The organism is Pseudomonas sp. 4CAES_32.4 (assembly GCF_058136335.1).
Map to the genome: position 1 here is coordinate 2597929 of NZ_CM176882.1, position 22833 is coordinate 2620761.

23 protein-coding genes are annotated in these 22833 nt (G+C 60.3%); 6 read left to right on the forward strand and 17 right to left on the reverse strand.

Annotated elements, in window-relative coordinates; genetic code table 11:
* Positions 1–21: 21 nt before the first annotated feature.
* Genes phnE through phnD form a run of 3 tightly spaced genes read right to left on the reverse strand, consistent with a single transcriptional unit; the run spans position 22 to position 2497 of the window.
* Positions 22–840 carry a phosphonate ABC transporter, permease protein PhnE gene (gene phnE / locus AC3Y64_RS11740; RefSeq protein WP_489987571.1) on the reverse strand — a complete coding sequence of 273 codons (819 nt, stop codon included), beginning with the start codon at positions 838–840 and terminating at the stop codon, positions 22–24.
* Between the two features lie 2 nt (positions 841–842).
* On the reverse strand, positions 843–1634 hold the full coding sequence (gene phnC, locus AC3Y64_RS11745) for a phosphonate ABC transporter ATP-binding protein (RefSeq protein WP_158957831.1): 792 nt from the start codon (positions 1632–1634) through the stop codon (positions 843–845).
* Positions 1631–2497, reverse strand: a complete 867-nt coding sequence (gene phnD, locus AC3Y64_RS11750; RefSeq protein ID WP_489987572.1) for a phosphonate ABC transporter substrate-binding protein — start codon at positions 2495–2497, stop codon at positions 1631–1633. Before phnD ends, phnC begins: the two co-directional genes overlap by 4 nt.
* A 109-nt stretch (positions 2498–2606) precedes the next feature.
* Here phnD and AC3Y64_RS11755 point away from each other — a divergent pair, with 109 nt between their 5' ends.
* The 3 genes from AC3Y64_RS11755 (at position 2607) to map (ending at position 4547) form a co-directional block, all read left to right on the forward strand.
* Positions 2607–3464, forward strand: a complete 858-nt coding sequence (locus AC3Y64_RS11755; protein WP_489987573.1) for a LysR substrate-binding domain-containing protein — start codon at positions 2607–2609, stop codon at positions 3462–3464.
* A gap of 67 nt (positions 3465–3531) precedes the next feature.
* Positions 3532–3759 (forward strand): ParD-like family protein, encoded by a 228-nt coding sequence (locus AC3Y64_RS11760; protein WP_003225727.1) that lies wholly within the window; start codon positions 3532–3534, stop codon positions 3757–3759.
* On the forward strand, positions 3756–4547 hold the full coding sequence (gene map / locus AC3Y64_RS11765; protein ID WP_489987574.1) for a type I methionyl aminopeptidase: 792 nt from the start codon (positions 3756–3758) through the stop codon (positions 4545–4547). Before AC3Y64_RS11760 ends, map begins: the two co-directional genes overlap by 4 nt.
* Positions 4548–4763: 216 nt before the next feature.
* Here the strand turns inward: map and AC3Y64_RS11770 are convergent, their stop codons facing one another.
* The 5 genes from AC3Y64_RS11770 to ribBA all read right to left on the reverse strand — a co-directional run bounded on the left by AC3Y64_RS11770 (position 4764) and on the right by ribBA (position 10150).
* Positions 4764–5918, reverse strand: a complete 1155-nt coding sequence (locus AC3Y64_RS11770; protein ID WP_489987575.1) for an ABC transporter ATP-binding protein — start codon at positions 5916–5918, stop codon at positions 4764–4766.
* 16 nt (positions 5919–5934) lie between these two features.
* Positions 5935–6744: an ABC transporter permease gene (locus tag AC3Y64_RS11775; protein WP_489987576.1), complete on the reverse strand. Its 810-nt coding sequence runs from the start codon at positions 6742–6744 to the stop codon at positions 5935–5937.
* A gap of 6 nt (positions 6745–6750) precedes the next feature.
* Positions 6751–7698, reverse strand: a complete 948-nt coding sequence (locus tag AC3Y64_RS11780; protein ID WP_489987950.1) for an ABC transporter permease — start codon at positions 7696–7698, stop codon at positions 6751–6753.
* A complete protein-coding gene (locus tag AC3Y64_RS11785) occupies positions 7695–8720 on the reverse strand; it encodes an ABC transporter substrate-binding protein (protein WP_489987577.1) in 1026 nt (341 codons plus the stop codon). Before AC3Y64_RS11785 ends, AC3Y64_RS11780 begins: the two co-directional genes overlap by 4 nt.
* 320 nt (positions 8721–9040) lie before the next feature.
* Positions 9041–10150, reverse strand: a complete 1110-nt coding sequence (gene ribBA / locus AC3Y64_RS11790) for a bifunctional 3,4-dihydroxy-2-butanone-4-phosphate synthase/GTP cyclohydrolase II (protein ID WP_440095121.1) — start codon at positions 10148–10150, stop codon at positions 9041–9043.
* 68 nt (positions 10151–10218) lie between these two features.
* Between ribBA and AC3Y64_RS11795 the strand changes: the two genes are divergently transcribed.
* On the forward strand, positions 10219–10515 hold the full coding sequence (locus tag AC3Y64_RS11795; protein ID WP_489987578.1) for a DUF1330 domain-containing protein: 297 nt from the start codon (positions 10219–10221) through the stop codon (positions 10513–10515).
* Between the two features lie 140 nt (positions 10516–10655).
* On the opposite strand, the gene AC3Y64_RS11800 is transcribed toward AC3Y64_RS11795, so the two are convergent.
* From AC3Y64_RS11800 to AC3Y64_RS11830, 7 genes are all read right to left on the reverse strand, one after another.
* Entirely contained in the window at positions 10656–11219 is a 564-nt protein-coding gene (locus AC3Y64_RS11800) for an NUDIX hydrolase (RefSeq protein ID WP_489987579.1), read from the reverse strand.
* A gap of 1 nt (position 11220) precedes the next feature.
* Positions 11221–11973, reverse strand: coding sequence for a GntR family transcriptional regulator (locus tag AC3Y64_RS11805; RefSeq protein ID WP_463557803.1), 753 nt, complete (start codon positions 11971–11973; stop codon positions 11221–11223).
* Between the two features lie 42 nt (positions 11974–12015).
* Positions 12016–12420 carry a carboxymuconolactone decarboxylase family protein gene (locus tag AC3Y64_RS11810; RefSeq protein WP_150730906.1) on the reverse strand — a complete coding sequence of 135 codons (405 nt, stop codon included), beginning with the start codon at positions 12418–12420 and terminating at the stop codon, positions 12016–12018.
* 132 nt (positions 12421–12552) lie between these two features.
* The gene (locus AC3Y64_RS11815) at positions 12553–13038 is read right to left on the reverse strand and encodes a flavin reductase family protein (protein ID WP_053121178.1); all 486 of its coding nucleotides are present in this window, start codon (positions 13036–13038) and stop codon (positions 12553–12555) included.
* A gap of 12 nt (positions 13039–13050) precedes the next feature.
* Complete coding sequence (locus AC3Y64_RS11820) at positions 13051–14532, reverse strand: aldehyde dehydrogenase (protein WP_489987580.1); 1482 nt, start codon at positions 14530–14532, stop codon at positions 13051–13053.
* Positions 14529–15362: an alpha/beta fold hydrolase gene (locus AC3Y64_RS11825; RefSeq protein WP_158957805.1), complete on the reverse strand. Its 834-nt coding sequence runs from the start codon at positions 15360–15362 to the stop codon at positions 14529–14531. Before AC3Y64_RS11825 ends, AC3Y64_RS11820 begins: the two co-directional genes overlap by 4 nt.
* Before the next feature lie 31 nt (positions 15363–15393).
* A complete protein-coding gene (locus AC3Y64_RS11830) occupies positions 15394–15984 on the reverse strand; it encodes an amino acid synthesis family protein (protein ID WP_489987581.1) in 591 nt (196 codons plus the stop codon).
* Between the two features lie 438 nt (positions 15985–16422).
* On the opposite strand from AC3Y64_RS11830, the gene AC3Y64_RS11835 reads away from it, so the two are divergent.
* Both AC3Y64_RS11835 and AC3Y64_RS11840 read left to right on the forward strand, forming a co-directional pair.
* On the forward strand, positions 16423–17466 hold the full coding sequence (locus tag AC3Y64_RS11835; RefSeq protein ID WP_489987582.1) for a WD40/YVTN/BNR-like repeat-containing protein: 1044 nt from the start codon (positions 16423–16425) through the stop codon (positions 17464–17466).
* Positions 17463–19847, forward strand: coding sequence for an efflux RND transporter permease subunit (locus AC3Y64_RS11840; RefSeq protein WP_489987583.1), 2385 nt, complete (start codon positions 17463–17465; stop codon positions 19845–19847). Before AC3Y64_RS11835 ends, AC3Y64_RS11840 begins: the two co-directional genes overlap by 4 nt.
* Before the next feature lie 184 nt (positions 19848–20031).
* On the opposite strand, the gene AC3Y64_RS11845 is transcribed toward AC3Y64_RS11840, so the two are convergent.
* Complete coding sequence (locus AC3Y64_RS11845) at positions 20032–20751, reverse strand: FadR/GntR family transcriptional regulator (RefSeq protein WP_016984384.1); 720 nt, start codon at positions 20749–20751, stop codon at positions 20032–20034.
* Positions 20752–20974: 223 nt separating this feature from the next.
* Positions 20975–22711 carry an IlvD/Edd family dehydratase gene (locus AC3Y64_RS11850; RefSeq protein ID WP_007917984.1) on the reverse strand — a complete coding sequence of 579 codons (1737 nt, stop codon included), beginning with the start codon at positions 22709–22711 and terminating at the stop codon, positions 20975–20977.
* Between the last annotated feature and the right edge of the window lie 122 nt (positions 22712–22833).

The following is a 22833-nucleotide window of genomic DNA, read 5'->3' on the forward strand; positions in this document are numbered from 1 at the left end:
TCAGCCGATAGCGGCTTGACGTCAGTGCGCCGAACCGCTCTGGATCGCCGCGCGCAGGCGACTGGAGATGGCGTCGGCGACGATCACCATGAAAGTGATGACGATGATGCAGGTTGCGGTTTCCTGATATTTGAACAGCTTGAGACTGCTCACCAGTTCGAACCCCAGGCCTCCGGCCCCCACCATGCCCAGCACCGTGGCCGAGCGCAGGTTGACTTCGAAGCGGTACAAAATCACCGCAATCCACGCCGTGATCACCTGCGGTAAAACGCCAAACACGATCACCTGCAACGGTCGTGCACCAGTCGCTTGCAGCGCTTCAATCGGGCCTTGGTCGATCTCTTCAATGCTCTCGGCGAAGAACTTGCCGAGCATGCCCAGACCATGCAGCGCCAGCGCCAACACGCCGGGGAACGGGCCGAGGCCGACGGCGGACACGAAGATCAAGGCGAGGATCAGTTCGTTGATGCTGCGGGTGAAATTCAGCGCCTGACGGGTGATGTGAAACACCCAGCGATTGCGGCTTAGGTTGCGCGCCGCGAGGAAGGACAGCGGGATCGCCAGCAACACGCCGAGCAGGGTTCCCCAAATGGCGATCTGCAAAGTCTCCACCGCTGGTGCGACCAGACGCGGCAGGATGCTCAGATCCGGCGGAAAGGTGCGCGAGAGAAAATCGCCGATCTGCGGCAATCCCGCCGCCAGTTCCCCGAGGCTGAGCTGCGCACCTTGCGCGCTCCAGTTCAGTGTCCACAGCACGATCAGGACGATGGCGCCGGTGGTCAGCCAACTGCGCGTGCCGCGAGGGCGGTCACCGACCCACTGATAATTTTGCGATTGCATGCTCAAGCCCTCGAAGCGGCGCGATAAGTCAGGGTTGGCGTCGGGATGGCTACGGAAGACTCCGCAGATTGCCCCGGATAGATTCGCGCCAGATCGGCGTCGGTCATGCTCGACGCTTTGCCATCGAACACCAGACTGCCGTGAGCGAGGCCGACCACGCGGTCGCCGAACTCGCGGGCGTATTCGACCTGATGCAGGTTGCACAGCACGGTGATGCCCAGCTCGCGGGTGGCATCGCGCAGGTACTGCAACACCAGGCGCGCGGTCTTCGGGTCGAGGCTGGCGATCGGTTCATCGGCCAGAATCACCTGCGGTCGTTGCGCCAAGGCGCGGGCAATGCCGACGCGCTGCTTCTGCCCGCCGGACAGTGAATCGGTGCGCTCACCGGCCTTGTGCGCCAGTTCGACGCGCTCCAGGCATTGCATCGCCAGCGCCACATCGTCACGGCGGAACAGTTGCAGAATCGAGGCGAGGGTGCCGACGGAACCGAGGCGACCGGTCAGCACATTCTTCAACACACTCAGGCGCGGCACGACGTTGTGGTGCTGAAAGATCATCGCCACTTCACGGCGCAAAACGCTGGTGTCCGGGCAGGCGAGGGCGTCGATGCCCGCCACGTTCAACGTGCCGCTGTCGGCCTGCGCCAAGCGATTGATGCAGCGCAGCAACGTCGATTTACCCGCACCGGACTGGCCCAGTACCACGACGAATTCGCCCGCAGCGACTTCAAGGTCGATGCCGCGCAACACCGGGTTGCTGCCGTAGTGTTTGGTCAGTTGGCGGATGCTGATCATTTCATGCTCCGCAAATCGAGATCGAGCACCTTGGCGGTTTCGCGCACCACGTCATAGGACGCGTCGGTGGTGGGCTGGAAGCCGTTGAGCACGCCCTGATCGCCCCACGGCACGTCCTTGATCGAGGCCAGTGCCTCAGCGACTTTCTTCTTCAACTCCGGATCCAGCGCTTTGCGCCAGACCATCGGCGATTCGGGAATCGGCTTGGAGCTCCAGACGATTTCAAAGTCATCCTGCTTCACCACACCTTTGGCCACGGCGCTGGCGAAGATGCGGTCAGCCACGGCAGCGGCGTCAACTTTCCTGTTCTCCACCGCGAGGATGCTGGCGTCGTGGGAGCCGGAGAAAATCACGCGTTTGAACAGCGTGTCCGGCACGAATCCGGCCTGCTCCAGACCTGCCTTCGGAAACAGATGCCCTGACGCCGAGCTTGGGTCGACGAAAGCAAACGTGTGGCCCTTGAGGTCAGCCAGCGAGTGAATGCCGCTGTCCTTGCGCGCCAGAATCACGCTTTTGTAAGCGCTCTGGCCGGTCTTCTTGGTCACTGCCACGGAGAACGCTTCGACATCGGCCACCGAGGTCGCCAGCACGTAAGAGAACGGCCCAAGGTAGGCGACGTCGAGTTTGCCCGAGCGCAGCGCTTCGATGATGCCGTTGTAATCGGTGGCCACGAACGGCACCACCGGCATGCCGATTTTGGCTTGCAGATCGTCGAGCACCTGTTTGCTCGATTCGATCATCGCCTGGGAATCTTCGGAGGGGATCAGGCCAATGGTCAGTTTGTCCTTGGCCCAGACCTGGCTGGCACTCAAGGCAAGTACGGCAAGGCTGGCGGCACGCAGAAACTGGTTAATTGTTTTCATGGCATTCCACGGTGTGGTTGGGAGTTGCCACAGGCTAGGTCTGTCACGTGACAGTCATTCAATCAATTCAATATGGGAAACCGCAGCTAACTATTGATGGAGTCTATGGATGTCGAGCGCCAAATTGCGGGCCTTTCTCGCCGTTGCCCGCCACGGCAGTTTCAGTGCCGGGGCGCGGGCGTCGGGGTTGAGCCAGCCGACGCTGACCACGCAGGTGCAAAGCCTGGAACGGCAGCACAACGTGGAGCTGTTCCATCGGCGTGGGCGGCGGATCGAGTTGTCGGATGTGGGTCGGCAACTGCTGCCTATCGCTCAGCGCATCGCCCTGCTGGAACTGGAAGCGCATAACCTGCTGCGTGATTCCGGGCGGCTCGACAGCGGCCAGCTCAAAGTCGGTGCGGTGGGGCCGTTTCACGTGATCGAGATGGTCGACAGCTATCTGCAACAACATCCAAATATCGACGTGTCGATCCGCGTGGGTAACTCGGCGCAAGTGCTGTCTGATCTGGAAAACTACGTGACCGATATCGCGGTGCTGGCCGGGCGTCAGGATGATCTGGCGTTGTGTTCGGTGCGTTATGCGCGGCACGCGATCATCTTGTTTGCCCACCATGAGCATCCATTGGCTAATCGCGGCAGCGTGCGGTTGGAGGAGTTGGAAGGGCAGCGGCTGCTGCAACGTGAGCCCGGTTCGACCACGCGGCTGGTGCTGGAGCAGGCACTGAATGCGGCGCAGGTGAAACCGAGGATCGCCATGGAAATTGGCAGTCGTGAAGCGTTGCGTGAGGCGGTGGTGCGTGGGCTCGGGTTGGGCGTGGTGTCGGAAGCGGAGTTTATTGCCGACCCGAAAATTCGCACGATCAGAATCGAGGGCGAAGAGTTGTTTACCGAAACTTATCTGTACTGCTTGGCCGAACGTCGCTCCAGTCGGCTCATTTCGTCGTTTTTTGATGCGGCGCTTGGCTGAGGGTTTGCAATCTTCGGCGAGGCTTGGCTAATATACGATCCATATACACATCGTATCGGAACCATATATGGGCATCGTAAAGATTTCAGAGGACATGCACGAGAACCTGCGGATCTCCAGCAACGCGCTCAGCCGCTCGATCAACGCGCAGGCCGAGCACTGGATGCGCATCGGCATGCTCGCCGAACTGCACCCCAACCTCGACCACAGCGCCATTTGCCGCTTGCTGATCCGTGCCGAACAGAACGGCGGGCTGGATCTGCATCAACTGACTCAGGAAGCCGTCAGCGCATGAGAAACCAGATCAAGATCAACACTCCGGCCGACATCGCTCAATCGCGCGCCGCCGGCAAATTGGCCGCCGAAGTGCTGGCGATGCTGGTGCCGCACGTCAAGGCTGGCGTCACCACGGATCAGCTCGATCAACTGTGCAACGACTACATCGTCAACGTGCAGAAAGCGGTGCCGGCCAACGTCGGTTATCACGGCTTTCCGAAAACCGTCTGCGCCTCGGTCAACGACGTGGTTTGCCACGGCATTCCATCGGGCACACCGCTGAAGGATGGCGACATCGTCAACCTCGACATCGCAGTGATCAAGGACGGCTGGTTCGGTGATACCAGCCGCATGTACGTGGTCGGTGAGGCAACGCCTGAGGCGCAGCACCTGATCAAGACCACCTATGACGCCATGTGCGCGGGGATTCGCGTGGTGAAACCGGGCGCGACGTTGGGCGACATCGGCCACGCGATTCAGAGCCTGGCGGAGAAGGAAGGCTTCAGCGTGGTGCGCGAGTATTGCGGGCACGGGATCGGCAAGGTCTATCACGATGAGCCGCAGATTCTGCATTACGGCTTTCCCGATCAAGGCATGAAACTCAAGGCCGGGATGATTTTTACCGTAGAGCCGATGCTCAATGCTGGCAAGCGCCATGTGAAGAACATGCCGGATGGCTGGACCGTGCTGACCAAGGATGGCTCGTTGTCGGCGCAGTGGGAGCATATGGTGGCGGTGACGGAGACCGGGTTTGAAATTCTCACCGCCTGGCCGGATCAGATCGAAGGTCTTACCCCGATCGTCTAGCGCCACCAAACCCCTGTGGGAGCGAGCCTGCTCGCGAAGAGGCCGTGTCAGTCAACATCAACATTGAATGACACAGCGCATTCGCGAGCAGGCTCGCTCACAGTTGGAATGCATTCCTGTAGGAGCTGTCGAGTGAAACGAGGCTGCGATCTTTTGATCTTGTTTTTAACGGCAAGATCAAAAGATCGCAGCCTGCGGCAGCTCCTACAGGGGTTTTCAGTGGGAGCCTGCGGCTTTGTTCAGGTCGCTTTCGGTCCATTCGGTGTAAACGCAGGCGTCAGCCGTCGCCCAGCGTACTTGCACCGGGTCGCCAGCCTTGAGCGGCATGCCGGCGGCTGACAGTGCTTTCACCGTCATCGAAGTGCCGCCCGAGGTGACCACGCTGCAAGTCTGGCTCTCACCGAGAAACAACACCTCCACAACCTTCGCTGAAACCTCATTCCAACCCGACGGCAACGGTTCGCTGATCGCCTGCGAGACGCTCAACGCCAGTGCCTTTTCCGGGCGCACCATCAGCAAAACATCCTGATCGGTGCGCAACCCAGCGGTCAGGCGAATCGACAATGACTGCCCTTCAAACGAAGCCGCCGCATTGCCCTGCGCCTTGAGCTTGAGGAAGTTCGAGTTGCCGAGGAACGACGCGACAAACGCATTCGGCGGGTTCTGATAAAGGTCGTAACCGCTGCCCAATCCAACAATCTTGCCATGGCTGAAAATCGCGATGCGCTGCGACAAACGCATGGCTTCTTCCTGGTCGTGGGTCACGTAAACGATGGTGATGCCCAGACGGCGATGCAATTGGCGCAATTCATCCTGCAAGTCTTCGCGGAGCTTTTTATCCAGCGCGCCGAGCGGTTCGTCCATCAGCAGAATGCGCGGCTCGTAAACCAAGGCGCGAGCGATGGCGACACGTTGTTGCTGACCGCCAGACAGTTGCGAAGGGCGGCGATGGGCGAATTGCTCAAGCTGCACCAGCTTCAGCATCGCATCGACACGCTTCTCGCGTTCGGCGGCAGCGAGTTTGCGAATCGCCAACGGGAACGCGATGTTGTCGCGCACTGACAGGTGCGGGAACAGTGAATAACGCTGAAAGACCATGCCGATGTCACGCTTGTGGGGCGGCACATTCACCAGCGATTCACCGTTGACGAGGATCTCGCCACTGCTCGGCGTTTCAAACCCGGCGAGCATCGACAGGGTCGTACTTTTGCCCGAGCCGCTGGAACCGAGGAAGGTCAGGAACTCGCCGTCCTTGATGTCCAGCGAGATGTTGTCGACGGCGGCAAAGTCGCCATAGTGTTTGTTGAGATTGCGCAGGCTGACCAGGGGTTTGTCATTCTGCTGGGAAGCGTCTTTGATCACGGCACTCATGTCGTACTCCTGGCGCTCACGCGCTGATTTCGTTGCGCCGGCGCAGTGCGGCGGCGATGACCATGACCAAAACAGACAAGCCGATCAGCAGCGTCGAAGCGACGGCGATCACTGGCGTCAGGTCTTGGCGCAGAGTGGTCCACATTTTCACGGGAAGGGTTTGCAGGGTCGGGCTCGCCATCATCACGCTGAGCACCACTTCATCCCACGAAACCAGGAAGGCGAAGAGGGCGCCGGCGACCATGCCCGGACGAATCGCCGGAAACGTCGCCTTGAACACCGCTTGCAGGCGCGAGGCACCGCAGATCACCGCCGCGTCTTCAATCGACTGATCGAACAGCTTCAGCGAGTTGATGATCGAGATGATGGTGAACGGCAGTGCGACGATCACATGGCTGACGACAAAGGCGAACATCGTCCCGGTGTAACCGAGCTTGAGGAACAGCGCGTACACCGCTACGGCGATGATCACCAGCGGCACGATCATCGGCAGGGTGAACAGGCCGTAGAGCATTTCCCGGCCGGGAAAACGTCCGCGCACCAGCGCAAACGCCGTCGGCAAACCGAGGGCCACGGCAAAGATTGTCGTCAGCACGGCGACCTTGAGGCTGGCAGCCGCAGCGTTCATCCAGTCAGGGTTCGAGAAGAACTGGCCGTACCATTTCAGCGTCCAGCCCGGCGGCGGGAATACCAGCCACTGCGACGAACCGAACGACAGCAGCACGATGAACACTATCGGCAACAGCAGGAACAGACCGATCAGCCCGGTGGTGGTGTAGAGGCCGAAGCGCATGCGGCGGCTCATCGCATTGGGAGTCAGGAGCATGTCGGCTTACCTCGCGTTACTGGCGCCAACCGGGGATTCCGGCTGAAGCTTCAGGTAGAAGTAGAACAGCACCAGAGTGATCGCGATCAGCAACGCGGCGCCGGCACTGGCCAGGCCCCAGTTGAGGAACGATTGCACCTGCTGAATGATGAACTCCGGCAGCATCATGTTCTGCGCCCCGCCGAGCAGCGCCGGGGTGACGTAGTAACCGAGCGACATCACGAACACCATCAAGCCACCGGAGGCCAGACCTGGCCGGCACAGCGGCAGGAACACCCGGAAGAAGTTGGTCCACGGACTGGCGCCGCAGATCGAACCGGCCTGCAGGATCATCGGGTCGATGGCCTGCATCGTTGCCTGCAACGGCAGGACGATGAACGGGATCATGATGTAGCTCATGCCGATCACTACGCCGGTGAGGTTGTGCACCATTTCCAGCGGCTGATCGATGATGCCCATCGCCATCAAAGCCTTGTTGATCACGCCCGAGGCTTGCAGCAGCACCAGCCACGAATAGGTGCGGGCGAGCAGGCTGGTCCACATCGACAACAGCACGATGTTGAGGATCCAGCGACCCCAGCCGCGCGGCACCAACGTGATCGCCCATGCCAGCGGGAAGCCCAGCAGCAGGCTGAACAGCGTCACCAGCCCGGCCACCGAAAAGGTGTTGAGCAACACTCGGGCATACGCCGAGTTGGCGAACAGTTGTTCATAGTTGCCAAGGCCAGGCGTCGGTTCGAGCACGCCGCGCAACAGCAGGCCAATCAACGGCGCCAGAAAGAACAGGCCGATGAACAGCAGCGCCGGGGCGAGGTTGCCGGCGCCGCGCCAGCGTTGTCTGAGGGACGGGGTTTGCTGCATCGCAACCGCCTGTGTTCCGTGGGCCGAGCCGGCAGCGCTGGTCGCGCTCCCGGTGGCAGTGGAGGGACGGGACGCGGTGGCGGCCATTTTCATTTGACCAGCCATTCGTTCCACCGTGTCGCGATGGCCTGGCCGTTTTTGGCCCAGTACGCGAAATCAAGAGTGATCTGATCCTTAGCGTAGGCAGTCGGCAGGTTGGGAGCCAGCGTCGAATCCAGACGCTCCACACTGTCGAGGTTGACCGGGGCGTAAGCGGTCAGGTTGGAGAAGTCGGCCTGGCCTTTGGCGCCACTGGCAGCAGCCAGAAACTTCATCGCCGCGTCCTTGTTTTTCGAGCCTTTCGGGATGACCAGAATGTCGGCCATGACCAGGTTCTGTTTCCAGCTCACGCCGACCGGGGCGCCGTCCTCTTGCAGGGCGTGAATGCGGCCGTTCCAGAACTGGCCCATGCTCGCTTCACCGGAGGCCAGCAGTTGCTGCGACTGCGCGCCGCCGCCCCACCAGACGATGTCTTTCTTGATGGTGTCGAGTTTTTTGAAGGCGCGATCGAGATCTAGCGGGTAGAGCTTGTCGGCGGCTACGCCATCGGCCAGCAGCGCCAGTTCGAGCACGCCAGGGCTAGGCCATTTGTACAGGGCACGTTTGCCGGGAAAGGTTTTGGTGTCGAACAGGGCGCTCCAGTCCTGCGGCTTGTTGGCGCCGAGTTTGCCCTCGTTGTAGCCGAGGACGAAGGAGAAGAAAAACGAGCCGACGCCGTGATCGCTGACGAATCGCGGGTCGATCTTGTCGCGCTGAATCACTTTGAAATCGAGGGGTTCGAGCAGGCCTTCAGCGGCGGCGCGCAGGGCGAAATCGGCTTCGACATCGACCACGTCCCACTGCACGTTGCCGCTCTCGACCATGGCTTTGAGTTTGCCGTAGTCGGTCGGGCCGTCCTGCACGACGGTGATGCCGCTGGCCTTGCTGAACGGATCGGCCCAGGCCTGTTTCTGCGCATCCTGGGTGCTTCCGCCCCAGCTGACAAAATTCACGCTTTCGGCAGCCATTGCAGCCTGGCCGGTGACGCTGAGCAGTCCCGCAAAAAAGATCGCGGTTGCAGCTTTGTTCAACACCATTTTCACGCCCTCATTGTTGTGTTTTTGAGCGGGCTTGCGTTGTGGCCCGCCTATCGGGAGCAGTAGATGGACGTTCGTTGGAGTGTCCGGTCTATGGAATATCATATTATGGTATTCCAAACTTTGTGCAAGCACTTTGCCTTACCGGTTATCTGGCGGCTGTCCTTTTTTGTGGTTCGAAGAAATCAATCTGAAATGCAAAACCCCTGTAGGAGTGAGCCTGCTCGCGATTGCGGTGTATCAGCCAACATCATTGTTGAATGTCACACCGCAATCGCGAGCAGGCTCACTCCTACATTTGGATTTGTGTTTGGCGCGGGTTATTCGCTGAACGGGATGCTTTCGACCACTTCCAGGTCATACCCGGTCAACCCGGCGTACTTGAGCGGCGGGCCAAGATGCCGCAGCTTGCCAACCCCAAGATTCTGCAGAATCTGCGCCCCAGTCCCCACCTCCGAATAAATCCGCGATTGCGAACGGCTGAATTGCCGTGGCGGCTGGGTCAATTGCGGCACCCGCTCCAGCAGCGCCTGCGACGATTCATGATTGGCCAGCACCACGACAACCCCATGCCCCTCAGCCGCGACCCGTTGCAGCGCCGCCCACAACGTCCAGTTGGTCGGCCCGCTGTACTCGGCACCAACCAGATCCCGCAGCGGATCGATCACGTGCACGCGCACCAGCGTTGGTTCTTCGCGACGCAAATCGCCCATGACCATCGCCATGTGCACGCCGCCCTCGATGCGGTCCTCAAAGGTGATCAAACGGAACGTGCCATGCACCGTCGGCAGCTCGCGTTCGCCAATCCGCTCGATGGTGTGTTCGGTGCTCAGCCGGTAGTGGATCAGGTCAGCGATGGTGCCGATCTTGATCCCATGCTTGCGCGCAAACACTTCCAGATCCGGACGACGGGCCATGGTGCCGTCATCGTTCATTACCTCGACGATCACCGAAGCCGGGGTGAAACCGGCCAAGCGCGCCAGATCGCAACCGGCTTCGGTGTGCCCAGCGCGAGTCAGCACGCCACCTTCCTTGGCGCGCAACGGGAAGATATGGCCCGGCTGCACCAGGTCTTCAGCGCGGGCATTCGGCGCGACGGCCGCTGCCACGGTGCAAGCGCGATCCGCCGCCGAAATGCCGGTGGTCACGCCGACCGCCGCTTCAATCGACACGGTGAACGCGGTGCTGAACACGCTGCCATTGGCCGGCACCATTTGCTCCAGGCCAAGACGCTGGCAGTGGTCGTCGGTCAGGGTCAGGCAAATCAGCCCGCGCGCCTCTCGGGCCATAAAGCTGATCGCCTCAGGCGTGCAACGGTCGGCGGCCAGCAACAGGTCGCCTTCGTTTTCGCGGTCTTCGTCATCGACCAGCAAAACCATTTTGCCGAGGCGATAATCTTCGATGATTTCTTCGATGCTGTTGAAGGCCATGCTGGACTCTCAGGGTTCGTTGGAAATATATTGGTATACCATAATACAAAATCAACAAAGAGGTCACTATGAAGGCGTACTGGATTGCTCATGTCGATATAGCCGATGCCGATCACTACAGCCAATACACCCAGCGTGCACCGGCGGCGTTTGCCGAGTTTGGCGCGAAGTTTTTGGCAAGAGGCGGGCGCAGTGAGGCGATGGAAGGGCGCCAGACGCCGCAGCGCAGCGTGGTGATTGAGTTCGAAAGTTACGAGAAGGCCGTGGCGTGCTACCACTCGGCGGCGTATCAGGATGCGAAAAGTTATCGCGAAGAATGGGCGAGAGCAGAGATCATCATCGTCGAAGGCATCGCCCCACTCTGAAGCCTACTGATCGTTCCCACGCTCTGCGTGGGAATGCCTCTTCGGACGCTCCGCGTTCGGCTGTTGAAGGGACGCGGAGCGTCCCGGGCTGCATTCCCACGCGGAGCGTGGGAACGATCAGGCAGGGGGAAACGTAATCTTCAGCGGATAAAGTGAATCTTGCCGGTGTCATCATTGCCCATGTAAATCCCATACACCCCAGCCTGGCGCTCTTCGATATAGCGCTCAAGAATCTGCCGGATCGCCGGGTAATAAATCTGCTGCCACGGAATGTCTTCAGGCGCGAAGAACTTGTAATCCATGGTCTCCGGCCCGTACTGCCCGGTGATCTCCAGCGCGATGGCGCGGAAGATGATGTACACCTCGCTGATCTTCGGCACGCTGAAAATCGAGTACGGCGAGACGATTTCCGCGCGCACGCCGCTTTCTTCCCAGACTTCGCGAATGGCCGCTTGCTCGGTGGTTTCGCCGCTTTCCATGAAACCGGCGGGCAGCGTCCAGGTGCCTGGGCGCGGAGGAATCGCCCGTTGGCACAAGAGGTATTTGCCGTCCTGCTCGATGATGCAGCCGGCAATGATCTTCGGATTGATGTAGTGGATGTAGCCGCAGCCGCGGCACATCAGGCGCTCGTGCGTATCGCCCGCCGGTATCTGCTGACCGAGGTCAGGGCCACCGCATTTCGGGCAAAAGCTCGGGCTGAACATGTCATTGACCTATGCGCGGTTCTTTCAGCGCGATGGGCAGGGTGATCGCAGGCGTCGCGCCTGTTTCTTCCTGTTTGCGCTTGAGATAGTCGAGGGCCACGGCAGCCGCTGCGCGAACGTGATCGACACAGGCCTGATGCGCCACCAACGGGTCGCCGCTCTTGATTGCCGCGACCATTTTTTCCATTTCCTGATTGCTCGCGCCGCGACGGTTTTCTTGAGAAACCGAAGTCGCGCGCAGGTAACTGATGCGCGCCTGCAACTGACGCAACTGAGTGGCCGCGACATGGTTGCCTGAGCCTTCGAGCAGCACGTCGTAGAAGCCTTGCACCGAGTCGATCACCTGTTGCAGTTCGCCGTCCTTGAGCGCCTTGCGGTTGTCGTCGAGGGCTTTTTCCAGGGCTTTGATGTCCTTGGCCTTGGCGCGCAGGGTGAACAGCTGAACGATCAGGCCTTCGAGCACGCAGCGCAGCTCGTAGATATCGACGGCATCGGCCAATGTGATGATGGCGACACGCGGGCCCTTGGCATCGGCGAATTCCACCAGGCCTTCGGATTCGAGGTGACGCAAGGCTTCACGCACGGAGGTGCGGCTGACGCCTAGGCGATCGCACAGATCGCGCTCGACCAGGCGATCACCGGGCATGAGCTGGAAATTCATGATCGCGCTACGCAGTTTATCCAGCACGATTTCGCGCAGGGTAACGGGGTTGCGATTGACCTTGAAGCTGTCGTCGAGTGGCTGGCGTTTCATGGGGTCCGCTCTTTCGGTTGGCTGTCCATGCCAGACGGGCATCTAAACAGCCGAGGGGTTAACTGAGGCTTCGGCGTCGGCTTCGGCAAAGGCTTCACGGGCCAGCCGGAAACTGTCCACGGCTGCCGGAACGCCGCAATAAATGCCGACCTGAAGCAGAATTTCGCGTATTTGCTCACGACTCAGGCCGTTACGCAAGGCGCCACGCACATGCAGCTTGAGTTCGTGCGGGCGGTTGAGCGCCGAGATCATCGCCAGGTTGATCATGCTGCGCTCCTTGAGCGACAAGCCTTCGCGACCCCAGACATGGCCCCAGCAGTATTCGGTGACCATTTCCTGCAGGGGGCGGGTGAAGTCGTCGGCGTTGTCGATTGAGCGCTGGACGTAGGCTTCGCCGAGCACCTGGGTGCGGATCTTCAGGCCTTTTTCGTACTTTTCGTTATTCATATTCTTTGCCTCAACCTTTATTCCTGTGGGAGCTGGCTTGCCAGCGATGACGGCGTCACAGTCGAAACCGATATTGACTGACCTGACGCCATCGCTGGCAAGCCAGCTCCCACAGGGTTTTGTGTTGTTCTGTCAGGCCAATGTCGGCAACGGCCCAAGCTTGCCCTTGTGGTAAATCATCGGTGTCACCGGTTGCGCCGGGAGGATCAGATTCTTCACCGCACCGACGATAATCGCGTGATCGCCACCATCGTATTCCCGCCACAACTCGCACTCGATGATCGCAGTGGCTTTAGCGAGAATCGGGTTACCGAGTTCGCTCAAATGCCACTCGATACCGGCGGCCTTGTCCTTGCCTTTACCGGCAAAGGCGTAGGCCTCAGCGGTCTGGTCAGCGGACAGCAAATGGATCGCAAACTTCTTGCTGTCACGCAGAATCGGATAGGTGTCGGAAGCATAGTTGGGGCAGAACAGCACCAGCGCCGGGTCAATCGACAGCGCGCTGAAGGCGCTGGCGGTGATGCCGACGATCCCGCCCTCCGGGTCAACGGTGGTCACCACCGTGACGCCGGACGGGAACGAGCTCATGACGTCTTTGTAAATGCCGGGTTCGATCATTTCGCAGGACTCCTAGCGCATCACAAAGGGATCAGGCATCGGTGCCTGAGACAGGTTGATCCACACCGTTTTCAGTTCGGTGTAGGCCAGCACCGAATCGATGCCGCTTTCGCGTCCATAGCCACTGTTCTTGAAACCGCCGATCGGCGCCATCGCCGAGACCGCGCGGTAAGTGTTGACCCAGATAATCCCCGAACGCACATCGCGAGCGAGGCGATGGGCGCGACCGAGATCGCGGGTCCAGATGCCGGCCGCGAGGCCGAACTGCGAGTCGTTGGCAATCGCCAGCGCTTCGGCTTCATCTTTGAAGCGAATCACCGAAGCCACCGGGCCGAAAACTTCTTCCTGCATGATCTTCATCGAATTGCGGTCGCATTCGAACAGCGTCGGCTCGTAGAACCAGCCGTCGCCGAGATCCGCCGGGCGCTTGCCGCCAGTGCGCAAACGCGCGCCTTCAGCGATGGCATCGGCGACCAGACCTTCGACCACCGCCAATTGCTGCGCGGTGGCCATCGGGCCCATTTCACTGTTGTCTTCCTGCGGGTTGCCGATGCGAATGCGCTGGGCGCGCTCGACCAGTCGGCTGACGAATTCATCGTAGATCTCGTCCTGCACCAGCAAGCGCGAACCGGACACGCAACTCTGCCCGGACGCGGCGTAGATCCCGGCAATCGCGCCGTTGATCGCGCTATCGAGATCGGCGTCGGCGAAAATGATGTTAGGCGACTTGCCGCCGAGCTCCAGCGACAGTTTGGCGAAGTTCTCGGCGCTGCTGCGCACCACATGCCGCGCCGTGGCTGCGCCGCCGGTGAAGGCGATCTTGCGGATCAGCGGATGGCGGGTGAGGGCGGCGCCGGTGCTCGGGCCGTAACCAGTGACGACGTTGACTACACCCGGTGGAATCCCGGCTTCGAGGGCCAGACGCGCCAGCTCAAGAATCGTCGCCGAGGCGTGCTCGGACGGCTTGATCACAATGGTGTTGCCAGCGGCGAGGGCCGGGGCGAGCTTGATTGCCGTCAGGTACAGCGGGCTGTTCCACGGAATGATCGCCGCGACCACGCCCATCGCTTCGTGCACGGTGTAGGCGAACAGATCCGGCTTGTCCAGCGGCAGCGTGCCGCCTTCCAGTTTGTCGGCGAGGCCGGCGGTGTAGTGGAAAAACTCCGGCAGATAGCTGACCTGGCCACGGGTTTCGCGGATCAGCTTGCCGTTGTCGCGGCTTTCAAGCTGCGCCAGTTGTTCTTTGTTTTCGGCGATCAGGTCACCGAGGCGACGCAGCAATTTGCCGCGCGCGGTGGCGGTCAGGCCACGCCACGCCGGGCTGTCGAAAGCGGCTTGTGCCGATTGCACGGCGCGTTCGACGTCCGCTTCATCGGCGTCAGGCAGTTCGGCCCAGGCTTGCGCCGTGGCCGGGTTGAGGCTTTCGAAGGTCTTGCCGGAGAGGGCGTCGACCCATTCTCCGCCGATGCACATCTGGAAGCGTGCGAGTGTCATGCAACGATCCCCTTTATATGGTTTTGTCGGGAGTGTGCGAATTGGAGAAATTCCAGCAGCGTCTGGTTGACCAGTCGCGGCGACTCTACGGGCATCATATGCCGTTGCTCGGGCAGCACGGCAACCTTCGCACCGGGGATGCGTCGGGCCAGTTGCTCGGCCATTTCCGGGGTCGAACCCGGATCGAGTTCACCGGTGGCGATCAGCGTCGGTGCCTGAATGCTGCCCAGGTCGTCGGCGCGGTACATGTCTTGGGTGGCGAACAATTCGTAGGTGGTCAGGTAACCCTGCGGATCATTATTGGCCAGGGTCTGGCGCAACGCGGCGATCTGCGCCGGGTTGGCCGCCTGATATTCGCGGCTGAACCAGCGTGACAATGCGGCTTCAGCGTTGGCATCCGGGCCGTGTTCGGCTGCTTGCGCGGTACGGGCGATGACGCCGGCACGCTGTTCTTCGCTGCGGTTGAACACGCTGTTCAACACCACCAGGCTTTGCAGGCGCTCCGGGTAATGCAGGGCAAAGGCCCGCGCGACCAGACCGCCCATGGAAAAACCGATCACCGCTGCCTGTTGCAGATTCAAGTGATCGAGCAGCTCCAGCAACTGATCGGCGTAACCGAGCAGGTTGGTGCCGCTGGCCGGTCGCGGGCTGGCGCCATGGCCGAGCATGTCGTAGGCGATCACTCGGTACTGGCTGGACAGGCCGACAATCTGGCCGCCCCACATTTCTTTGTTCAGGCCCACGCCGTGGATCAAAACCACGGGCTGGCCTTGGCCGGTCGCCAGGTAACTGGTGCCAGCCGGGGTGAGTTCAGCGGTGAGCCGAATCATGGAGCGCTCCTGCAATGCCTTTTTATTGTGATTACTGGGCTTTTTCGGCGGCCAGTTCTTCCAGATCGATGTAGCGGTTACCGATGCGCGGGTGCAGGCGACCACCGTCGGCGCAACCCAGCACGACAACGATTTCGTCGGCGCGCGGCGCGTCTTCGATCTGCATTTCCAGGGTGATGTAGTGCGAACGCTGACCTTCGTCGTCCTTGTGCATCATCGGGATCTGGATCGAAGTGCCCGGGCCGCCGCGCTTGTTGGTGAAGCTCAGGTAGCTCTTGGCGTTGACGGCTTCGCGGTAGTGGTTGCCGAAGCGCAGGGTGTGGATCACCGCAGAGGCGTGTTCGATCTCGCCATCGGCACCCACCACAGCAGCTTTGCCGTAGGCCTCGATTTTGTCCGCACCGCCGATAATGCCGACCAGACGCTCAACCATCAGCGCACCTAGGTCGGAGCAGTTGGCGCGGATCTGCGGCTTGAGGTCTTCAACGAAACCGTTGCCCACCCAAGGGTTTTTCATCACCACGGCGAGGCCGACCATGGTCACTGGCTTGTCAGAGGCCTTGCCGCCTTCGATGAAGGTTTCTTCGACATAGCTGACGATCTTGCGAATTTCGAAACTCATGAGCTGCTCCGTTGAGGGATTGAGAGTGTCTGTGCGTCTGATGGTATACCATAATACCAATCGTGCAAGCCCCCTCGATAACTTTTGCCGCATCACCCCGGCGAATGGTCATGTATTCAAATCCCGCAGCCACCAACACCCCCCTGTAGGAGTGAGCCTGCTCGCGATAGCGGTGTGTCAGTCAATGTATTCATACCTGATACACCTCTATCGCGAGCAGGCTCACTCCTACAGGGGGATTTGCCAGTCATGTGGTTAACAAAAGATAACGTGGCGCCGATTGTCAGACGTTTCGAAAGCCCGATAGGATGAGCCAGCTTCCGAAGTGGCTCTGGATTGCGGGTTTCAGGACTATGCTCCTGAGCAGCCATCAGCGGAGCACACTTGCGGCGCCCTTGAAGGCCAGATGGCCTAACAATAATAAATAGGGGAAGGTCTATGAGTCGTTGCCGCCCGCCGGCGTTACGCAACACCGCGTTGCTGGCCACAGCACTCTCTCTGCTGGGCTTTGCCACGTTGTCGGCACCTGTGATTGCCGCCGAGGCGCCCGCCGACGTGGTCTATGCCACCGAATCCAGCAAAGCCGCGAAAAGCCTGATTCTTGATGTCGTCCACGCCGGCACGCGCCTGGTCGCAGTCGGGGATCGCGGGCACATTCTCTATTCCGATGACCAGGGCAAAACCTGGACCCAGGCCAAAGTGCCGAGCCGGCAACTGCTGACCGCTGTGTATTTTGTCGACGACAAGCACGGTTGGGCGGTCGGCCACGACGCACAAATCCTTGCCAGCGCAGACGGCGGTCTGACCTGGACCAAGCAATTCGAAGACCTCAAACGTGAATCGCCGCTGCTCGACGTCTGGTTCAAGGACGTCAACAGCGGCATGGCCGTGGGCGCGTACGGTGCGCTGCTGGAAACCACCGACGGCGGTAAAAACTGGGAAGACGTCAGCGACCGCCTCGACAACGAAGACCAGTTCCACCTCAACGCCATCGCTGCTGTGAAGGACGCCGGGCTGTTCATCGTCGGCGAGTCGGGCAGCATGTTCCGCTCCGCCGATTGGGGCCAGACCTGGGAAAAACTCGAAGGCCCGTACGAAGGCTCGCTGTTCGGCGTGATCGGCACGGCGCAACCGCAGACCCTGCTGGCCTACGGCTTGCGCGGCAACCTCTACCGCTCCACCGATTTCGGCAGCAACTGGGAGCAGGTCGAGCTGAAAGCCGCGCGCGGTGCGCTGGAGTTCGGCCTGTCCGGCGCCACCTTGCTCCCGGACGGCTCGATCGTGATCGTCGGCAACGGCGGTTCGGTGATCAGCAGCAGCGACAACGGCGAGACCTTCAGCGTGTTCAACCGCCCGGATCGCATTTCGCTGTCTTCCGTCACCGCTGCCGGCGACGGCAACCTGATTCTGACCGGGCAGGGTGGCGTTCACACCACTCAGCCAAACGGCGCCGAAGTTAATAATAAGAAGGCGGGGCTATGACTTCCTTGATCACTCCTCAGCAGGAAAAGGCGACGGTACTTGAGCGTCTGATCTTCAACAACCGCCCGGCAGTGATCCTTATCTGTCTGGTGGTGAGCGTTTTCCTGTTCTGGCAGGCCACGCTGATCCGCCCGTCGACCAGTTTCGAAAAAATGATCCCGCTCCAGCATCCATTCATCGAGAAGATGATGGAGCACCGCAACGATCTGGCGAACCTGGGCAACACCGTGCGCATTTCGGTGGAAGCCAAGGACGGTGACATCTTCTCCAAGGAGTACATGGAGACCCTGCGCCAGATCAACGACGAGGTGTTCTACATCTCTGGCGTTGATCGTTCCGGCCTGAAGTCATTGTGGAGCCCGAGCGTACGCTGGACCGAAGTGACCGAAGAGGGGTTCGCCGGCGGTGAAGTGATTCCGCAGAGCTACAACGGCTCGCAAGACAGCCTCGATCTGCTGCGCAACAACGTGCTCAAGTCCGGCCAGGTCGGGCGTCTGGTGTCCAACGACTTCAAATCGAGCATCGTCGACATCCCGCTGCTGGAGTCCTATCCGGACCCGGAAGATCAGGGCAAGTTGCTCGCACTCGACTACCGCAAGTTCTCCCATGAGCTCGAGGACAAGATCCGCAACAAGTTCGAAGCGCAGAACCCCAACGTCAAGATCCACATCGTCGGTTTCGCCAAGAAGGTCGGTGACCTGATCGATGGGCTGGTGATGGTGGTGATGTTCTTCGGCATCGCTTTCGTCATCACCCTGATCCTGCTGTTGTGGTTCACCAACTGCCTGCGCAGCACCATCGCGGTGTTGAGTACGACGCTGGTGGCGGTGGTCTGGCAGCTCGGATTGATGCACTTCTTTGGCTTCGGGCTCGATCCGTATTCGATGCTGGTGCCGTTCCTGATCTTCGCCATCGGTATTTCCCACGGCGTGCAGAAGATCAACGGTATCGCCCTGCAATCCAGCGAGGCCGACAACGCACTGACCGCCGCACGACGCACGTTCCGCCAACTGTTCCTGCCGGGGATGATCGCGATTCTTGCGGATGCGGTGGGCTTCATCACGCTGCTGATCATCGACATCGGCGTAATCCGTGAATTGGCGATCGGCGCATCCATCGGCGTGGCAGTGATCGTGTTCACCAACCTGATTCTGCTGCCGGTGGCGATTTCCTATGTCGGCATCAGCAAGCGTGCGATTGCCAAGAGCAAGAAGGACGCGAACCGCGAACACCCGTTCTGGCGCCTGCTGTCGAACTTCGCCAGCCCGAAAGTCGCCCCGATCTCCATTACCCTGGCGCTGATCGCCTTCGGTGGCGGCCTCTGGTACAGCCAGAACCTGAAAATCGGTGACCTCGACCAAGGCGCGCCGGAACTGCGTCCGGACTCGCGCTACAACAAGGACAACAACTTCATCATCAACAACTACTCGACCAGTTCCGACGTGTTGGTGGTGATGGTCAAGACCAAGTCTGAAGGCTGCTCGCGCTACGAAGCCATGGCGCCGATCGACGAGCTGATGTGGAAGATGCAGAACACCGAGGGCGTGCAGTCGGCGATCTCGCTGGTGACCGTGTCCAAGCAAATGATCAAGGGCATGAACGAGGGCAACCTGAAATGGGAAACCCTGTCGCGCAACCCGGACGTGCTGAACAACTCGATTGCCCGCGCCGATGGTCTGTACAACAACAGTTGCTCGCTGGCGCCGGTGCTGGTGTTCCTCAACGATCACAAGGCGGAAACCCTGGATCGTGCGGTGCATGCGGTGCAGGAATTCGCCAAGGACAACAACAAGGACGGTCTGGAATTCATCCTCGCGGCCGGTAACGCCGGGATCGAAGCGGCCACCAACGAAGTCATCAAACAGGCTGAGCTGACCATCCTGATTCTGGTGTACATCTGCGTGGCGGTGATGTGCATGATCACCTTCCGTTCGTGGGCGGCGACCCTGTGCATCGTCCTGCCGCTGGTGCTGACCTCGGTGCTCGGCAACGCGCTGATGGCGTTCATGGGCATCGGCGTGAAAGTCGCGACCTTGCCGGTGGTGGCGCTGGGTGTGGGGATCGGTGTCGACTATGGCATCTACATCTACAGCCGCCTGGAGAGTTTCCTGCGCGCTGGCCTGCCGTTGCAGGAAGCCTATTACCAGACGCTGAAATCCACCGGTAAAGCGGTGCTGTTCACCGGCCTGTGCCTGGCGATCGGCGTGTGCACCTGGATCTTCTCGGCGATCAAGTTCCAGGCCGACATGGGCCTGATGCTGACCTTCATGCTGCTGTGGAACATGTTCGGTGCGCTGTGGCTGTTGCCGGCACTGGCGAAGTTCCTGATCAAGCCGGAGAAGCTGGCGGGGCAGAAGGGTAATTCGCTGTTTGCGCATTGATCTGAAGGGCTGAAACGACAAAGCCGCAACCTTAGGGTTGCGGCTTTTTTTGTCTCTCGAAAATCACACTAAACCCCTGTGGGAGCTAGCCCTGCTAGCGATAGCGGTGTGTCAGTTGGCAGAGAGGCCATGGACAGATCGCTATCGCTAGCAGGGCTAGCTCCCACAGGGGAATTGCGGTGTATTAGGAGAGTTCGGTACCTAGCACAACGCTGAGCGCACTACGCGCATCATCCAGCTGTACGAGCGTTGCGTGGCGCGCGCCCAAGGCATCACGGTTTTCGATGGCGGTCAAAATCGCCTTATGCCGTGGCAATGCCAACTCATGCAGATTCGGCCGCTGATTCGAATGCTTCAACGCCTCGGCAATCGCCACCGACAACATGTTGCACAGGTTCGCCAGCAAATCATTGTGCGTCGCGTCAGCGATCCGGCTATGGAAATCCAGATCCGGCTGCAACAAAGCCTCCGGGGTCGGCGCCGCTTCCATGCGTTGATACGCTTCACCAATCGCCGCGATATCGGCATCGGTTGCATGCTGGGCGGCGAGGGCGGCAGCGGCGGGTTCGATGATGCTGCGCACGCTGGTCAGCACATTGAAGAATTCATTCTGCGGGCTGCTTTGCATCAGCCAGTGCAACACGTCCGGGTCGAGCATGTGCCACTCGCGGCGCGCCTTGACCACCGTGCCGACGCGGGGTTTGGAGTACACCAGACCCTTGGCCACCAGCACCCGCGTGGCTTCGCGCAAAACCGGCCGGCTCACTGCGTACTCCTCGCAGAGCAAGGCTTCGGCGGGCAGTTTGTCGTCGGGCTTGAAGCGTCCGGAGACGATCTGCATGCCCAGTTCCTGGACGATGCGCGAGTGCATGCTTTTACGGTCGGAGGGTTTGCGGTAATCCATGGGGAACGGCGCGATCCTGAGCGATGGAGATGCCGCGCATCATAGCAGGCACCAGACAATCTTGAGGGAGTACACAAAACCAAATGTAGGAGTGAGCCTGCTCGCGATTGCGGTGTGTCAGCTGAACAATTGCTGACTGACACACCGCAATCGCGAGCAGGCTCACTCCTACAGGGGAATGCATTCCAATGTAGGAGCTGCCGAAGGCTGCGATCTTTTGCTCTTAATGGGAATGGCGCGGGACCTCGGCGCCTCGGCAACCGACCAAGAAATCAAAGTCGCAACCCTGATCCGCCTGCAGCACATGGTCGATGTACAGTTGACGATAGCCGCCCACCAACAACTGCTGCGGTGGCTGCAGATCGGCCATGCGCGCCGCCAGTTCGGCATCCGGAATATCCAGGTGCAAGCGCCCGGTGGCGCAATCCAGCTCGATCCAGTCGCCTTCCTTCACCGTCGCCAAAGGCCCGCCGGCCGCGGCTTCCGGCGCCACGTGCAAAACCACTGTCCCGTACGCCGTGCCGCTCATACGCGCGTCAGAGATGCGCACCATATCGGTCACACCTTGGGCCAACAGCTTGGCCGGCAAACCCATGTTGCCGACTTCCGCCATGCCCGGATAACCCTTCGGCCCGCAATTCTTCATCACCAGAATCGAGTCTTTATCGACATCCAGCTCTGGATCGTTGATCCGCGCCTTGTACATGTCGAAGTTCTCGAACACCACCGCGCGACCGCGATGCTGCATCAGCTCAGGCGTTGCGGCGGACGGCTTGAGCACCGCTCCGAGCGGCGCAAGATTGCCGCGCAATACGCAGATGCCGCCATCGGCGCGAATCGGGTTGTCGAGCGTGCGGATCACCTCGTCTTCGCCATAGATCGGCGCGTCCTTGGTGTTCTCGCCGATGGACTTGCCGTTGACGGTCAGCGCATTCGGGTTGGGAATCAGATTGGCTTCACCGAGACGGCGTAGCACCGCAGGCAAACCACCGGCGTAATAGAACTCTTCCATCAGGAAACGCCCCGACGGTTGCAGGTCGACAATGGTCGGCATGCCCCGGCCGATGCGCGTCCAGTCGTCCAGATCCAGCTCGACGCCGATACGCCCGGCGATGGCTTTCAAGTGAATCACCGCGTTGGTCGAGCCGCCGATGGCCGCGTTGACACGGATAGCGTTTTCAAAGGCTTCCTTGGTCAGAATCTTCGACAGTTTCAGATCTTCACGAACCATCTCCACCGCACGCATGCCGGACATGTGCGCCAACACATAACGCCGCGCGTCCACCGCCGGAATCGCCGCGTTATGCGGCAGCGAAGTGCCGAGTGCTTCAGCCATGCAAGCCATGGTCGATGCGGTGCCCATGGTGTTGCAGGTGCCCGCCGAACGCGACATGCCGCCCTCGGCGGCGAGGAAATCGTCGATGGTGATGGTGCCGGCCTTGACCTGTTCGCTGAGCTGCCAGACCACAGTGCCGGAACCGATGTCCTTGCCTTTGTGTTTGCCGTTGAGCATCGGCCCGCCGGTGACGACGATGGCCGGTACGTCGCAACTGGCCGCGCCCATCAGCAGCGCTGGGGTGGTTTTGTCGCAACCGGTGAGCAGCACCACGCCGTCAATCGGGTTGCCGCGAATCGCTTCTTCAACGTCCATGCTCGCCAGGTTGCGGGTGAGCATGGCGGTCGGGCGCAGGTTCGATTCGCCGTTGGAGAACACCGGGAATTCCACAGGAAAGCCACCAGCCTCGATCACCCCGCGTTTGACGTGCTCCGCGATCTGGCGGAAGTGCGCGTTGCATGGGGTCAGTTCCGACCAGGTGTTGCAGATGCCGATGATCGGCTTGCCGTGGAACTGGTGGTCGGCGATGCCCTGATTCTTCATCCAGCTGCGGTACATGAAGCCGTTCTTGTCGGCCGTGCCAAACCATTGGGCGGAGCGCAGGGTGGGTTTCTTATCAGACATGATCGATTCTCTTATTGTATGACTATAGTGTTCCAGCTACGGCTTAATCTAAGCTCAAAATCCTTGGTTTGGAAGTGTTGTTGGTGAATTAGTATTACTATATAGTCGTTTTCGACGGAGGG